A 15,078-nucleotide genomic window follows, 5' to 3' on the forward strand; every position below is an offset into this window, starting at 1 on the left:
TAACCATGAGGGACGACTCCTGTCGGCTCATGGTGGTGGGTGGCTGTCCTTCCACCCGTGGCGACGCCTCCTGCATCACCAAAACTCGTGTCGCTCAGAAATTTCTGGTCAGCCAGCCGCGCAACTTGTCGACCATGCCGCCCATGCTGCCGCCGACCGGCCCGCCGGCACGCGCGCCACCGGCGCGCGAACCATGCAGCAACAGGCCCACCCCGGTCGCATGCAAGGGACTGGAAACCACCTCGCCCAGACCATCGATCTGCTGCGGCACGCCGATGCGCACCATCTTGTGGAAGATCTCCTCGGCCAACTCCAGCGCACCTTCCATGCGCGAAGCGCCCCCGGTCAGCACCACGCCGGCCGCGACCAGGCTCTCGTAGCCGGAGCGGCGCAACTGGTCCTGCACCATCTCGAAGATTTCCTCGTAACGCGCCTGCACGCTCTGCGCCAGCGACTGCCGCGCCAGCCGACGCGGCGGCCGATCGCCCACGCTGGGCACCTGGATGGTTTCCTCGGCGTGCGCCAGCCCGGTCTGCGCGCAGGCGTACTTGATCTTGATTTCCTCGGCATGCGCGGTCGGTGTGTGCACGCCGTAGGCGATGTCGCTGGTGACCTGGTCGCCGCCGACCGGCAGCGAGGCGGTATAGCGGATCGAGCCCTGGGTATAGATCGCGATGTCGGTGGTACCGGCGCCGATGTCGACCAGGCACACGCCCAGCTCGCGCTCGTCGTCGGTCAGCACCGCCTTGGCGCTGGCCAGCGCCGACGGCACCAGCTCGTCCACGCTCAGGCCGCAGCGCTGGATGCACTTGGTGACGTTCTGTACTGCCGCCGCCGCACCGGTGACCAGGTGCACGTTCGCCTCCAGCCGCACGCCGCTCATGCCGATCGGGTGGCGAATGCCGTCCTGGCCGTCGATGCGATATTCCTGCGACTCCTTGTAGAGCACCTTGCGGTCGGCCGGGATCGCCACCGCGCTGGCGGCCTCCAGCACCTGCTCCAGGTCGCCCGCGGTCACCTCGCGGTCACGAATCGCCGCGTTGCCGTGCGAGTTGCGGGTCTCCAGGTGGCTACCGGAGATCGACGCGTAGACCGAGCGGATGTCGCAGCCAGCCATCAGCTCGGCCTCCTCCACCGCGCGCTGGATCGAGTGCACGGTGGATTCGATGTCGACCACCGAGCCGCGCTTCATGCCGCGCGAGACGTGGGTGCCGATGCCGATCACGGTGATCGGCTCGCCCGGCTCGTACTCGCCGACGATCGCCACCACCTTCGAGGTGCCGATATCCAGCCCGACCACCAGTTGCTTGTCGTTGCGCGTTTTCATGGCGAGATAGTCATGAGCGGGTTGAACCTCCAGCATTGGCGCCGGCCACCTCGGGCCAGCGCACGGCGAATCCGTTGGTGTAGCGAAGATCGGCGTAGACAAAGCCGTCGGCATGGCCGGCCATCAGCTGCGGGTAGACGTCGAGGAAACGGTGCAGCCGGCGACCGGCCTGGTCGCGGTCGCCGATCACGATCTGCGCGCCGCTGGCGGTGCTGACGCTCCAGCTGCCACGCTCGGTCAGGGCCACGCCGTTGATCTGCAGATGCGTGCCGGCGAATGCCTTGCTGGCCTCGGCATAGAAGCTGACCACCTCGGCCAGTCGCGCGTCGGGGCCGTGCAGATCAGGCAATCCGGCCAGCTGCGCCGCACCGGGTGCGTCGAACACCAGGCCCTGCCGACTGATCAGCTGCTTGTCGTTCCAGCGGGCAAACGGCTGGCGCTCGTAGACGCGCAATTGCAGCGTATCCGGCCAACGCTTGCGCGCCTCGACCGATTCGACCCACGGCAGCGCGGCCACCGCCTTCTGCACGGCGTCGAGATTCAGCGCGAAAAAGCCCTTGCCCAATCGCGGCAACACCGCCGCACGGATCTCGGCGGCGCTGACATGCTTGAATTCGGCCTGCACGGTCAGCTGGGTCACCGGCCAGCGATCAGCCGCGAACCAGCCGCGCAACAGGCCGACGATCGGCAACGCCACGAGGGCGATGGCCAGGCACCAGGCGGCGAGGCGGACGGCTCCTTTCATGCGCCCTCCCGCAGACTGGTTTCGAGCACGCGCCAGCACAGTTCCTGGTAGTCGATCCCGGCTGCCGCCGCGGCCTTGGGCACCAGCGAATGCGAGGTCATGCCGGGTGCGGTGTTGACTTCCAGCAGCCAGTGGCGGCCGTTGCGGTCGCGCATCACGTCGACGCGGCCCCAACCGGTGCAGTCCAGCGCGTCGAAGGCCGCCAGCGACAGCGTCGCCAGTTCGTCCGCTGCCGCGCCCTCGGCGCCCGGGCACAGGTATTGGGTGTCCTCGGCGATGTATTTGGCGTTGTAGTCGTAGAACGCGCCCTTCGGCACGATGTGGATGCTCGGCAGCACCTGGCGACCGAGGATCGCCACGGTCAGCTCATCGCCCTCGATCAGCGTCTCCATCAACAGGTCGCCCGGATACTGCGCGGCCAGCTCGACTGCCGCGGCCAGGTCCGCTTCGGCAAACACCCGTGTCACGCCGACACTGGAACCTTCGCACGCCGGCTTGACGATCAGCGGGAAACCGATCCGGCGCGCCGCGGCATGCACAGCCTGCCCCGGACGCGATCCGGGGGCGCCGCGCGGCAACGCGGCAAAGGTCGGGGTCGAAAGGCCCAGCGACTGCCACACCCGCTTGGAGCGCGTCTTGTCCATCGACAACGCCGAACCGAGCACGCCCGAACCCGTGTAAGGCACGTGCAGCGACTCCAGCGCACCCTGCAGCACACCGTCCTCGCCACCGCCATGCTGGCCGTGCAGGATGTTGAACACGCGCGCGAAGTGGCCCGCACGCAAGGCATCGAGCAGGGCCGGGATGCCATCGATCGCGTGCGCATCGATGCCTCGCGCCTTGAGCGCGGCGAGCACGTTGCGGCCGGAATCCAGCGACACCTCGCGTTCGGCCGAGCTGCCGCCCATCGCCACCGCGACGCGACCGAACTGTGCCGGATCCGTGATTTTGCTGGCGTACTTGCTGTTCACTTCGCTGTCCTCAGATGGCCAGCCTGCGCCAGCTCCAGTGCCGCCGCGCCGATGTCGCCGGCACCCAGCAGCAACAAGAGATCACCGTCGCGCAGCAGGCTGGGCAGGCTGTCGCGGAATTCGCGCGGATGTTCGACCAGCACCGGATCGACCTTGCCGCGTGCGCGCACCGCGCGCGCCAGCGCGCGGCCATCGGCACCGGCGATCGGCGCCTCGCCGGCCGGGTACACGTCGGTCAGCACCAGCACGTCGGCCTCGGCCAGCACGTTGGCGAAATCGTCCAGCAGGTCACGCGTGCGGCTGTAGCGGTGCGGCTGGAAGCCGACCACCAGGCGCCGCTCCGGCCAGCCGCCACGCGCCGCCGCGAACACCGCCGCGATTTCGCGCGGGTGATGGCCGTAATCGTCGATCAGCAGCACCTTGCCCTGGTCGATGGCGATCTCGCCACGCCGGTGGAAGCGCCGGCCGACGCCCTGGAAACCTTTCAGCGCACCGGCGATGGCCGCGGTCTCCACCCCAAGCTGCCAGCCGATCGTGGCTGCGGCCAGTGCATTGAGCACGTTGTGTCGGCCAGGCAGGTTGAGGGTGACCGGGAACGGCTGGCCGCCATCGGGCAACTGCAGATCGAAATGCATCTCGAAGCCCTGCTGGCGCAGGTTCAGCGCCCGCACATCGGCGTCCGCGCTGTCGATGCCGTAGCGGATCACGCGGCGATTGGTGGCTTCGGCCAGCGCGGCCACCTCGGGATCGTCCACGCACAGCACGGCCAAACCATAGAACGGCAAACGATGCAGGAAATCGGCGAAGGCCTTTTTCACCTCGGCGAAGTCGCCGTGGTAGTTCTCCAGATGATCGGCGTCGATGTTGGTCACGACGGCAATCACCGGCGACAGCAGCAGGAACGAACCATCCGATTCATCAGCCTCGGCCACCAGATACTGACCGGTGCCGAGCCGCGCATTCGCGCCGGCCGCGTTGAGCTGGCCGCCGATCACGAAGGTCGGATCGTAGCCCGCCTCGGCCAGCACGCTGGCGGTAAGGCTGGTGGTGGTGGTCTTGCCGTGCGTTCCGGCGATCGCGATGCCGCGGCGGAAGCGCATCAGTTCGCCCAGCATCTCCGCACGCGGGATCACCGGGATGCGCGCCGCATGGGCGGCGACCAGCTCGGGGTTGTCCTGTCGGATCGCACTGGAGGTCACCACCACGTCGACGTCGGCGATGTTTTCCGCGGCATGGCCGACATGCACGCCAATGCCCAGGCCCTGCAGACGCTGCACGGTGGACGAGCCGGCGCGGTCGGATCCGGATACCGCATAACCCAGGTTGTGCAGCACTTCGGCGATGCCGCTCATGCCGACACCACCGATGCCGATGAAGTGCACCCGGCGGAACGTGCTCATCGGATCCTGCTGTGCGGAGAGCCGGTTCATGCCGCCACCTCCAGACAGGCCTGCGCGATCACCTGCGCTGCGTCGGGCTTGGCCAGCGTGCGCGCCGCCTCGGCCATGGCCAGCAACTGGCGACGATCGCCCAGCAGGGCGGCCAGTCGCTGCGCCAGCATCTTTATGTCCAGATCGCTTTCCTGCTTCACTTCGGCGGCACCGACCGCCACGAAAACTTCCGCGTTGCGGGTCTGGTGGTCATCCACGGCATGCGGAAACGGCACCAGCAACGCGCCCAGTCCCGCCGCCGACAACTCGGCCAGGGTCAGCGCGCCGGCACGGCAGACTGCCAGGTCGGCCCAGCCGTAGATGGCTGCCATGTCGTCGATGAATGCCGTTACCTGCGCCTCGACACCCGCACTGGCATAGGCGGCACGCGCCTCGTCCAGGCCGCGCGTACCGCATTGATGCAGCACCTCGGGACGCTGGTCGGGATCGAGCAAAGCCAGCGCCTGCGGCAACGCAAGGTTCAGCGCGCGCGCACCGAGGCTGCCACCGAGCACCAGCAGGTGCGGCCTGCCGCGACGGTCGGCCATGCGTTGTGCCGGTGGCGGCAGCGTTGCGATCGCTTCGCGGACCGGATTGCCGACCCACTCCGCCTGCGGCAACGCATCGGCGAAACCTGCCAGCACGCGGCGCGCCAGACCAGCCAGCCGCCGGTTGGTGAAGCCCGCCACGCGGTTCTGTTCGTGCACCAGCAACGGTCGACGCAGCAGCCAGCTGGCCATGCCACCGGGACCGGCCACGTAACCGCCCATCGACAGCACGCTGCGCGGCCTGACCTTGCGCAACACCGCCAGCGACGCACACAGCGCGCGCAGCAGCATCAGCGGCGCCCGCAGGCGTGTCGCCAGGCCCTTGCCGCGCAAGCCACCGACCCGCACCGTGTGCAGCTCGATCCGCTGCGCCGGCACGACCTGCGTCTCCATCCCGCCGACCGCACCCAGCCATGCCACCGGCACACCCTGCGCGCGCAGGCATTCGGCCACGGCCAGGCCGGGGAAAATGTGGCCACCGGTTCCGCCGGCCATGATGAGTACGGGCCGGGGATCGGCAAGAACCGGGCGCGACCCGCTCTGGCCATTTCCGATTCCCGAATCCCGATTCCCGATGGTCGTCATGCTGCCTCCGCCTCGCGCGGCGACACCGCGGCGTTAGCGTCGGCCACGGCAACCGCCGCCGGCATGCGGGTGGTCATCTGCCGTGCATCCAGTGCGCGGGTGATCTCGAAGGTGGCGCGCAGGAGCACACCTGCCATCGCACAGGTCAGCACCATCGAGGAGCCGCCGTAGCTGATCAGCGGCAAGGTCAGACCCTTGGTCGGCAACGCACCGAGGTTCACGCCGACCGACACGATCGCCTGCATCGCCAGCATCAGCGAAATGCCGAACGCGACGTAGCCGGCAAAGCGCTGACCCACTTCGACGCCCTTCAGGCCCAGGTACAGGCCGCGCCCCACCGCCAGCGCGAACAGACCGATCACCAGCACCACGCCGGCCAGGCCAAGCTCCTCGCCGATCACCGCGAAGATGAAATCGGTATGCGCTTCCGGCAGGTAGGACAGCTTCAGCACGCTGGAGCCCAGGCCGACTCCATCCCATTCGCCGCGACCGATCGCCATCAGCGACTGGGTCAGCTGGAAGCCGTCGTTGAACGGATCCTTCCACGGATCGAGGAACGAGGTCAGCCGCTTCATGCGATAGCTCTCGCCGGTGGCTGCCACATACAGCAGCGGCATCAGCGGCAGGCCCATGAGAAACAGGAAGATCGGCCGCGCACCGCCCAGCCAGACCATCGCGATAGTCACCGTGATCACCAGCACCGCGGAACCGAAATCCGGTTGCAGCAGCAGCAGGCCGACCAGGAAACCCGCCACCATGATCGGCTTGATCAAACCGAGAAACTTCGTTTCCACACTCTCGCGATGACGCACAAGATAGCTGGCGACGTAGACCACCAGAATGAGTTTCACCGCCTCGACCGGCTGGAAGGTGGTGACCAGCAGATTGAGCCAGCGATGTGCGCCGTTGATGCGCATGCCGAAGTGCGGCACAAACACCGCCAGCAGCAGCATGAACGCCAGGGCCAGCAGCGGAAACGCGAACTTCTCCAGCAGCTTCAGCTCCGTGCGCATGGCCAGACCGGCCGCGATCACACCCAGGCCGAGGAAGACCAGATGCTTGCGCAGGAAATAGAACGGGCCGAGATGCTGGCTGTCGGCGACCGCAATCGAACTCGACGCCACCATCACCACACCGATGCTGGCCAATCCGATCAAGGCGACCAGCAGCCACAGGTCGTAGCGTCCGCGCGGACCGTTGCGTCGTTTGGCCTGGGTGCTGGAGTCGAAGATCGTCATCAGCGCACCTTCAACGTGGCAAGACCAACCAGCACCAACACCACCGAAATGATCCAGAAGCGCACGATGACCCGCGGCTCCGGCCAGCCCTTCAACTCGAAGTGATGGTGGATCGGCGCCATCCGGAACACGCGCTTGCCGGTCAGCTTGAAGCTGGCCACCTGGATCATCACCGAGGCGGTTTCCATCACGAACACGCCGCCCATCACCAGCAGCACGATCTCCTGACGCACGATCACCGCCACGCAGCCCAGTGCCGCGCCCATCGCCAGCGCACCGACGTCGCCCATGAACACCTGTGCCGGATAGGTGTTGAACCACAGGAAACCGAGCCCGGCCCCGGCCAGCGCACCGGTGAAGATCGCCAGCTCGCCCGCGCCGGGAATCGAGGGGATGCCCAAGTACTCTGAGAACACCTTGTTGCCGGCCAGGTAGGCGAATACGCCGAGGGCGCCGGAGACCAGCACGGTCGGCATGATCGCCAATCCATCCAGGCCGTCGGTGAGGTTCACCGCGTTCGAGAAACCGACAATCATGAAGTACGTGATCACCACGAAGAACAGACCCAGCGGCACCACCACATGCTTGAACAGCGGCACGTACAAGGCGGTCTCCGCCACCGGTACGCCGTGGGCTGCATGCGGCGCGGTGTGATACAGGAACAGCGCGGCGCCGAGGCCGAACACGGACTGCCAGAAATATTTCCAGCGACTGGCCAGCCCGCGGCTGTCCTTCAACACCAGCTTGCGATAGTCGTCGTAGAAGCCGATGGCGCCGTAGCTCAGCATCACCGCCAGCACCACCCACACGTAGCGGTTGTGCAGATCCGCCCACAGCAAGGTGGCGATGGCGACCGAAAGCAGGATCATCACCCCGCCCATGGTCGGCGTGCCGGCCTTGACCAGGTGGGTCTGCGGCCCGTCGCTACGTACCACCTGGCCAGCCTTCAACGCGGCCAGGCGGTTGATCAGCCAAGGGCCGCAAAGCAGCGCCAGCGCCAGCGCCGTGAGCGCCGCCATGATGGTGCGGAAGGTGATGTACTGGAACAGATGCAGGGCGGTGAAGTGCCGCGCCATCCAGTCGGCCAGTTCAAGCAGCATCGGTGGCGCCCTCCCTCTGCTCATGCTTGCGCAATGCAGCGACTACCTGTTCCATGCCCGCCGAGTGCGAACCCTTGATCAGACATGTCACGCTGCCGTGCAGGCGGGGCCGCAACGCAGCGACCAGCGCCGCCTTGTCGTCGAAATGTTCGCCTTGCGCGCCGAACGCTTCGACCGCAGCGGCGCTCAACGCGCCCACGGCGAACAGCCGTTCGATGCCACGCTTGAGGGCAAGCTCGCCCACCTGCGCATGCAGTGCGCGGGCATCCGCACCCAGTTCCGCCATGTCGCCCAGCACCAGCCAGCGCTCGCCGGACGCCAGCGCGAGCGTGTCGATCGCGGCCGCCATCGAACTCGGGTTCGCGTTGTAGCTGTCGTCGATCAGTGTCCAGCCATCGGCCATCGCCTCGCGCCTGAGCCGGCCCGCGACGGCTGTTGCCTGCTCCAAACCAGCGACGATCGTCGCCAGCGGCACCTCCAGCGCCAGCGCGATCGTTGCCGCGGCCAGCGCGTTGGCCACGTTGTGACGACCTGGCAACGTCAGCGATACCTCGGCATCGCCCACCGGCGTGCTCAGCACGAAACGCGAGCCATCCACGCGCTGCTCGATGATGTCGGCACCTACATCCGCCTTGTGATCGAGACCGTAGCGCAGCACCCGGCGCGTGCCGGCCAGGCCGCCGAAGAAACTGGCGAACGCGTCGTCCGCATTGATGATCGCCACACCGTCGGCCGGCAGCGCCTGATACAGCGCACCCTTGGTCTCGGCGACGCCTTCCAGACTGCCCATCCGCTCAAGATGCGCCGGCGCGATGATGTTGACGAGGCCGATATCGGGCCGTGCGATGGCGGCCAGATAGTCGATATCGCCCGGTTTGCCGGCGCCCATTTCGAGCACCGCGTATTCGGTGTCCACGGGCATCGCCAGCAGGGTCAGCGGCAGGCCGATCTCGTTGTTGTAACTGCCGCTGTTGACGTGGACGCGGCCATGCAGCGAGAGGATCGTCGCGGTCAGCGCCTTCACCGTGGTCTTGCCATTCGAGCCGGTGATGCCGATCACCCGTGCGCTGCGCTGCGCCCGTACCGCACTGGCCAGATCACCCAGCGCCAGTTCCACGTTGTCCACCAGCACTTGCGGCAGCTCGTTGTCGACCCTGCGTTCCACCAGGGCTGCCGCTGCGCCGCGCGCGACTGCCTGGGCAAGATAGTCGTGGCCGTCCACATGCTCGCCCTTGAACGCCGCGAACAGATCGCCCGCTGCGAGCTTGCGGGTATCGATGGCGACACCGGTGACTTCGACATCGGCGCCGAACAGCTGTCCGCGGGTCCACACGGCGATGGCGCCCAGCCGCATCATGCGCGCGGCTCCCGGCTGAGCCGTTCCAGCGCGGCATGCGCCACCGCCAGATCGTCGAACGGGCGCTTGCCGGTTGCGCCGTCCTGATAGGTTTCGTGACCCTTGCCGGCGATCAGCACCACGTCGCCGGTGCGGGCCAGTGCCAGCGCATCGGCGATCGCCATAGCGCGGTCGCGCTCGACCGTCATGGCGGAGGCAGCGGACATGCCGGCCACGATCTGCGCCACGATCGCATCGCCATCTTCGCCGCGTGGATTGTCGTCGGTGACGATGGCCACGTCGGCCAGGCTTGCCGCGATCGCGCCCATCAGCGGGCGCTTGCCCGCATCGCGCTCGCCGCCGCAACCGAACACGCAGATCAGCTTGCCGGCGCAATGCGCGCGCAGCGCGGTCAGCGCCTGCTCCAGCGCATCCGGCGTGTGCGCATAATCGACCACCACCAGGGGCAGCCCGCGCAGACCGCCTAGGCGGTTCATGCGACCGTTGACCGGTTGCAGCTGTTCGACTGCCTTCACGATGCGCTCGAACGGCTCGCCCAGCGCACCCAGGCAACCGACGACCGCCAGCAGGTTGGCGACGTTGAAAGGACCCAGCAGGTGGCTGTTGAGCGTACGCGTGCCCCACGGCGTGCGCAGCTGGAAAGCAAGCCCTTCGGCCGAGGTGACGATCGCGCTGGCGGCAATGTCCGCCGCGCTGTCGCCGGCCACGCTGAAACGCAAGGCGCGGACGTCGCTCGGCAACTGCGCCGCCAGTTCGCCGCCGAACGCATCGTCGCTGTTGATCACCGCTGCCTGCAGGCTCGGCCACGCAAACAGCCGTGCCTTGGCAGCACCGTAGGCCTCCATGCTGCCGTGATAGTCCAGGTGGTCGCGGGTGAGGTTGGTGAACGCGGCGACCTCGAAATCGACGGCGCCCACGCGGCCCTGCTCAAGCGCGTGCGACGACACCTCCATCGCGACATGGGTGACGTCGGCGTCGCGGAAATCCGCCAGCAGCGCCTGCACCGAGATCGCATCGGGCGTGGTGCGCTCGCCTTCGTGCAATTGGCCGTGCACGCCGGCGCCCAGCGTGCCGATCGACGCGGCACGATGACCGAGCAGGGTCAGCGCCTGTGCCAGCAGTTGCACGCACGACGTCTTGCCATTGGTGCCGGTGACGCCGATCACGCACATCGACTCGCTGGGTCGCTCATGGAAGCGCGCGGCGATCTCGCCGACTTGCTCATGCAGGCGGTCGATCCACAACAACGGCACATCGAGTGTCGCGTGATCTTCCGGCGCGGGCGCCTCCGCCAGCACCACCTGGGCGCCGCGCTGCACGGCGCTGGCCGCGAATTCGATGCCATGGCCCTGGCTGCCGCGCAGGGCGAAGAAGGCATCGCCGCGACGCACCCGGCGCGAATCGAGGCTGAGGCCGGACACGATCATGTGCGCGGCAGCGGGTGTCGCCGCCATCTGCGCGTCGGCAATCCCCAGCAGCAACTGGTCGAGGTGGCCGATGCTCATGGCGTGCCCTCGTCGATAGGGGCATCGTCGATCGGCGCCTCGCTCGGCGGCTGGCTGCCGGCCAGGCCACCGGCGCTCTGCAACGGGCCGCCGACATACCAGCGACCGATATTGTCCGGCGGCACGTCGAGCAGGCGCAGCGCACCACCCATCACGCGCGAGAACACCGGCGCGGAGACCATGCCGCCGTAGTAGCTGCCCTTCTTCGGATTGTCGACCACCACCACGCCGACCAGGCGCGGGTTCGTGGCCGGCACGATGCCGGCGAATGCCGCGGTGTAGCTGTGCTTGTCGTAGCCGCCGGCGCTGGCCTTGTGCGCCGTGCCGGTCTTGCCGGCCACCGCGTAGTTTGCGATGCGCGCCTGCGGCGCGGTGCTGCCCGGCCCGGTCACCGTCTCCATCATCTGGATCAGCTCGCGCGCGATCGTCGGCGAGATGATCTGCTTCGCCGCATTGTCCTCGCCCTTGATGAAGCTGGGCGTGTGCATCACGCCATCGTCGGCGATCGTGGCGTAGGCATTCGCCAGCTGCAGCACGGTGACGTTGAGGCCATAACCGTAGCCGAGGATGGCTTTCTCGAGCGGACGCCAGTCGCGACCGATGCGCAGATAGCCCGAAGCCTCGCCCGGGAAACCGCTGTCGGTGCTGTTGCCGAAACCGAACGCGCGGTAGGTGTCGTACATCAGCGTGGTGTCGAGACCCATCGCGATGTGCGCCGCGCCCACGTTGCTCGACTTGGTGATCACCCCAGTCGGCGTCAGCAGGCCGTAGTTGTGGGTGTCGTGGATGTCGTGGCCCTGGAAGTACCAGTGGCCGCCGGTGGTGTCGATGATCGGACTGGTCGGGGTGAACTTGCCGCTGGACAGGGCCGCCGCCATCAGGATCGGCTTGATCGTGGAGCCGGGCTCGAGCACGTCGGTCATCGCGCGGTTGCGTCGCTGGCCCGGCTTGCTGCCGCCGAGCGCGTTCGGGTTGTAGGTCGGCAGGTTGACCATCGCCAGCACTTCGCCAGTGCGCGCGTCGAGGATCACCATCGAGGCGGAGTCCGCCTGGAACTTGTCCAGCGTGTTCTTCAGCTCGCTGTAGGCCAGGAACTGGATGCGCCGGTCGATGCTGAGCGTGAGGTTGCGGCCGGGCTTGGGCGCACGCACCTGTTCCACATCCTCCACCACGTGGCCCATGCGGTCGCGGATGACGCGCTTCGCGCCAGGCTTGCCGGAGAGCCAGTCGTCGTAAGCCAGTTCCAGCCCTTCCTGGCCGTGGTCGTCGATATTGGTGAAGCCGAGCACGTGCGCGGTGACTTCGCCGGACGGGTAATAGCGCTTGAATTCGCGCTGGCCATTGATGCCGGGGATGCCCAGATCCAGCACGGCCTGGGCCGCCTCGGGCGACATCTGCCGGCGCAGGTAGACGAATTCGCGATCCGATCGCTGCGCCAGCCGGCTCTTCAATTCGTCGGCATTCACGCCCAGCGCCTGCGCCAGCTGCGGGATGCGCTCGTCGTTGTCCAGCACCTCGGACGGGTTGGCCCAGATCGACATCACCGGCGTCGACACCGCCAGCGGCTCGCCGTTGCGGTCGAAGATGGTGCCGCGCGAAACCGGTATCGGCATCTCGCGCAGGAAGCGCGCGTCGCCCTGCGCCTGGTAGAACTGCTTGCGCACCACCTGCAGGTCGAACGCGCGCGCGACCAGGCCGGTCGCGGCCAGCCCCAGCAAGCCGACCACCACGACCATGCGCTTGCGCGCACTCGGACCGGTCGCGTGGCGGCGGGCGTGTTTTGGCGGCTTGGCGTGCTTGCGTGCATCCATCAGCGCAGCAACCGGATGTCTTGCGGACGCGGATTGATCATGCCCAGCTTCTGCCGTGCCTCATCGTCGATCCGCCGCGGCTCGGCGTAGGTAGCCTGTTCCAGCTCCAGCTTGCCGTACTCGATATTCAGGTCGTCGCGCTGGTTCTGCAGGCCGGTCAACTGCACGAACAACACGCGGCTTTCATGCCGCGTCCAGACCACGCCCAAGGCACTGGCCAGCGCCGCAAGCAGCAAGGCGAAATTGACCAGGACGCTGATTGCCTTCATGCGGCCACCTCGCCGCTCAGCTTGCGGGCAACGCGCAGTACGGCCGAACGCGAGCGCGGATTCGCCGCCAGTTCCGCCGCGGAAGGGAATTGCGCCTTGCCGACCGCCGCCAGCATGGCCGGCGCGGACGCGACCGGCGGCCCGCGCCGGCTGTTCTGCACGCGGCCGGAGTGGTCGCGGATGAACAGCTTCACCGCGCGATCCTCCAGCGAATGGAAACTGATCACCGACAACCGACCACCGGGCTTGAGGCGTTCCAGCGCGGCGTTCAAACCATGATGCAAGGCATCCAGCTCACCGTTCACCCGGATGCGCAACGCCTGGAAGCTGCGCGTGGCCGGGTGCTTGCCCGGCTCGCGCCGGCCGACCACACGCTCGATCAGCGCGGCCAGCTGGCCAGTGCGGGTGAACGGTGTGGCCGTACGATCGGCGACGATCGCGCGGGCGATGCGACGACCATGCCGCTCTTCGCCGAAATTCCACAGCACTTCGGTGATCTCGCGCTCACTGGCATGCGCCAGAAAATCGGCAGCGCTTTCGCCCTGGGTGGTGTCCATGCGCATATCCAGCGGCGCATCGGCCATGAAACTGAAACCGCGTGCCGCCTCGTCTAGCTGCGGCGAGGACACGCCCAGATCGAGCAGCACGCCATCGAGGCCGGCGGCGGTTTCGTCCCACTCGGCCAGGCTGGAAAAATTGGCATGCCGGATCGACACGCGCGAATCATCGGCAAATTCGGCCTGCGCCGTGGCTATCGCGGTGGGATCGCGATCCATCAACAGCAGCCGGCCAGCGGGGCCGAGGCGCGACAGTACGGCGCGAGCGTGACCGCCGCGACCAAACGTCCCATCGAGATAGCGCCCGTCAGACTGCACGGACAGACCCTCCACCGCTTCACCCAGCATCACCGGGATGTGCCGCAACTGCTGCTCGGCCATGCCGCACTCCCGCTCCCGTCCCGCCCACATGCCGATCGCGCCTTACAGGCGCAATTCCGCCATTGCCTGTGTAATCTCGCCCTCACCGATGGTCTGGCGGATCTTCTTGAGATGTTCCTGTTCGCTCCACACTTCGAACTTGTCGCCCATACCCAACAGCACCGCTTTCTTGTCGATGCCGGTGGTCGCGCGCTGGCTGGCTGGCAGCAGAATGCGTGCTGCACTGTCGGGCTCGACCACGGCGGCCGCACCCACGAGTTTCATCTGAAGGTCGCGATGCACCTGGACCACTTTAGAAAGCGCATTGACCTGATCGCGTACCAGCTCCCACGCCGCATACGGGAACAGCCAGAGGCAGCCCGACTCGAACGGGTTGTAGGTGATCACCAGACGATTGGCGCACTCGCCCGCCACCAACTCGCGATACGCGGTTGGAATGGCCAGGCGGCCCTTGTCGTCTACGGTGATGGCGGTTTCGCCCTGGAACACGATCGCTAGACTCCACTAAAACCCACGATTTCACACTAGAACCCACGATAGCCTCGCCCTGTGAGACTGTCAAGGGAATTTCGCTTGTGAATCAAGGAGAAAGGCGAAGTTGTGACCGTAATTCCAGCGTTTTCTCACGAACCTTTGCAAGGTGTTTGAAAGCAAGGGATTTTTTGATTTTGAATCAATGCCAGCATGGCGTCCGGCGAGCACAATTCGGGATGGCCGACCATGTCGCGATGAACCAGCGTTCATCCGAACGCGCTCCCACGCATCACCACCGGCGTGGACGCTTGCCACGCCGGTGGTGAATTCATGTGAAGAGGTGGAGTCGGCCTGTAAGCCGGGTTCTGTACGTCTTGCGACGCGACAGTCATTCCTCTCGGCCAGACGTCGCCGTCTGGCTCCAGCAACCTACCCGGGAACAACGCGGGCCGCGTTATCGTTCCCCTATTTGGTCTTGCTCCGAGTGGGGTTTACCGTGCCACGCGACGTTGGCCCCGCGTGCGGTGCGCTCTTACCGCACCCTTTCACCCTTACCTGTGCCCTTGCGGGCCATCGGCGGTCTGCTCTCTGTTGCACTGGCCGTCAGCTCACGCTGCCCAGGGGTTACCTGGCACTCTGCCCTGTGGAGCCCGGACTTTCCTCGATGCACTTGCGTGCGACGCGACTGCCCGGCCGACTCCGAGACCAAGAATACAGGAGTGAGCGAAGAGGAGTGAGAAACGAGAGAAAAGCAGCAACATGCGCGTTTGCCCTCTCTCA

The 15,078-nt window shown here is 66.8% G+C and carries 13 protein-coding genes and 1 other RNA gene; all 14 read right to left on the minus strand.

What is annotated here, in order from left to right; genetic code table 11:
• Positions 1-94: 94 nt before the first annotated feature.
• Positions 95-1,327, minus strand: coding sequence for a cell division protein FtsA (gene ftsA / locus B0E47_RS05530; RefSeq protein ID WP_077513017.1), 1,233 nt, complete (start codon positions 1,325-1,327; stop codon positions 95-97).
• Between the two features lie 10 nt (positions 1,328-1,337).
• Positions 1,338-2,072 (minus strand): cell division protein FtsQ/DivIB, encoded by a 735-nt coding sequence (locus B0E47_RS05535; RefSeq protein WP_077513018.1) that lies wholly within the window; start codon positions 2,070-2,072, stop codon positions 1,338-1,340.
• Complete coding sequence (locus tag B0E47_RS05540) at positions 2,069-3,043, minus strand: D-alanine--D-alanine ligase (RefSeq protein WP_077513019.1); 975 nt, start codon at positions 3,041-3,043, stop codon at positions 2,069-2,071. Before B0E47_RS05540 ends, B0E47_RS05535 begins: the two co-directional genes overlap by 4 nt.
• A complete protein-coding gene (gene murC, locus B0E47_RS05545; protein WP_077513020.1) occupies positions 3,040-4,473 on the minus strand; it encodes a UDP-N-acetylmuramate--L-alanine ligase in 1,434 nt (477 codons plus the stop codon). Before murC ends, B0E47_RS05540 begins: the two co-directional genes overlap by 4 nt.
• Positions 4,470-5,606, minus strand: a complete 1,137-nt coding sequence (murG, locus tag B0E47_RS05550; protein WP_077513021.1) for an undecaprenyldiphospho-muramoylpentapeptide beta-N-acetylglucosaminyltransferase — start codon at positions 5,604-5,606, stop codon at positions 4,470-4,472. Before murG ends, murC begins: the two co-directional genes overlap by 4 nt.
• Positions 5,603-6,844 carry a putative lipid II flippase FtsW gene (ftsW, locus tag B0E47_RS05555; RefSeq protein WP_077513022.1) on the minus strand — a complete coding sequence of 414 codons (1,242 nt, stop codon included), beginning with the start codon at positions 6,842-6,844 and terminating at the stop codon, positions 5,603-5,605. Before ftsW ends, murG begins: the two co-directional genes overlap by 4 nt.
• Positions 6,844-7,944 carry a phospho-N-acetylmuramoyl-pentapeptide-transferase gene (mraY, locus tag B0E47_RS05560; protein ID WP_077513023.1) on the minus strand — a complete coding sequence of 367 codons (1,101 nt, stop codon included), beginning with the start codon at positions 7,942-7,944 and terminating at the stop codon, positions 6,844-6,846. The genes ftsW and mraY overlap by 1 nt, the downstream gene beginning before the upstream one ends.
• Positions 7,934-9,301, minus strand: a complete 1,368-nt coding sequence (murF, locus tag B0E47_RS05565) for a UDP-N-acetylmuramoyl-tripeptide--D-alanyl-D-alanine ligase (protein WP_077513024.1) — start codon at positions 9,299-9,301, stop codon at positions 7,934-7,936. Before murF ends, mraY begins: the two co-directional genes overlap by 11 nt.
• Positions 9,298-10,806 (minus strand): UDP-N-acetylmuramoyl-L-alanyl-D-glutamate--2,6-diaminopimelate ligase, encoded by a 1,509-nt coding sequence (locus B0E47_RS05570; RefSeq protein WP_077513025.1) that lies wholly within the window; start codon positions 10,804-10,806, stop codon positions 9,298-9,300. Before B0E47_RS05570 ends, murF begins: the two co-directional genes overlap by 4 nt.
• Entirely contained in the window at positions 10,803-12,617 is a 1,815-nt protein-coding gene (locus B0E47_RS05575; protein WP_077513026.1) for a penicillin-binding protein 2, read from the minus strand. The genes B0E47_RS05570 and B0E47_RS05575 overlap by 4 nt, the downstream gene beginning before the upstream one ends.
• Positions 12,617-12,886, minus strand: coding sequence for a cell division protein FtsL (gene ftsL / locus B0E47_RS05580; RefSeq protein WP_077513027.1), 270 nt, complete (start codon positions 12,884-12,886; stop codon positions 12,617-12,619). The genes B0E47_RS05575 and ftsL overlap by 1 nt, the downstream gene beginning before the upstream one ends.
• Positions 12,883-13,824 carry a 16S rRNA (cytosine(1402)-N(4))-methyltransferase RsmH gene (gene rsmH / locus B0E47_RS05585; RefSeq protein ID WP_077513028.1) on the minus strand — a complete coding sequence of 314 codons (942 nt, stop codon included), beginning with the start codon at positions 13,822-13,824 and terminating at the stop codon, positions 12,883-12,885. The genes ftsL and rsmH overlap by 4 nt, the downstream gene beginning before the upstream one ends.
• Before the next feature lie 42 nt (positions 13,825-13,866).
• Positions 13,867-14,313, minus strand: a complete 447-nt coding sequence (gene mraZ / locus B0E47_RS05590; RefSeq protein ID WP_077513029.1) for a division/cell wall cluster transcriptional repressor MraZ — start codon at positions 14,311-14,313, stop codon at positions 13,867-13,869.
• A 323-nt stretch (positions 14,314-14,636) separates the two neighbouring features.
• Positions 14,637-14,999: RNase P RNA component class A (rnpB, locus tag B0E47_RS05595), an RNA gene on the minus strand.
• Positions 15,000-15,078: the final 79 nt, after the last annotated feature.

Source organism: Rhodanobacter sp. B05, assembly GCF_002001085.1.
Classification (GTDB): domain Bacteria; phylum Pseudomonadota; class Gammaproteobacteria; order Xanthomonadales; family Rhodanobacteraceae; genus Rhodanobacter.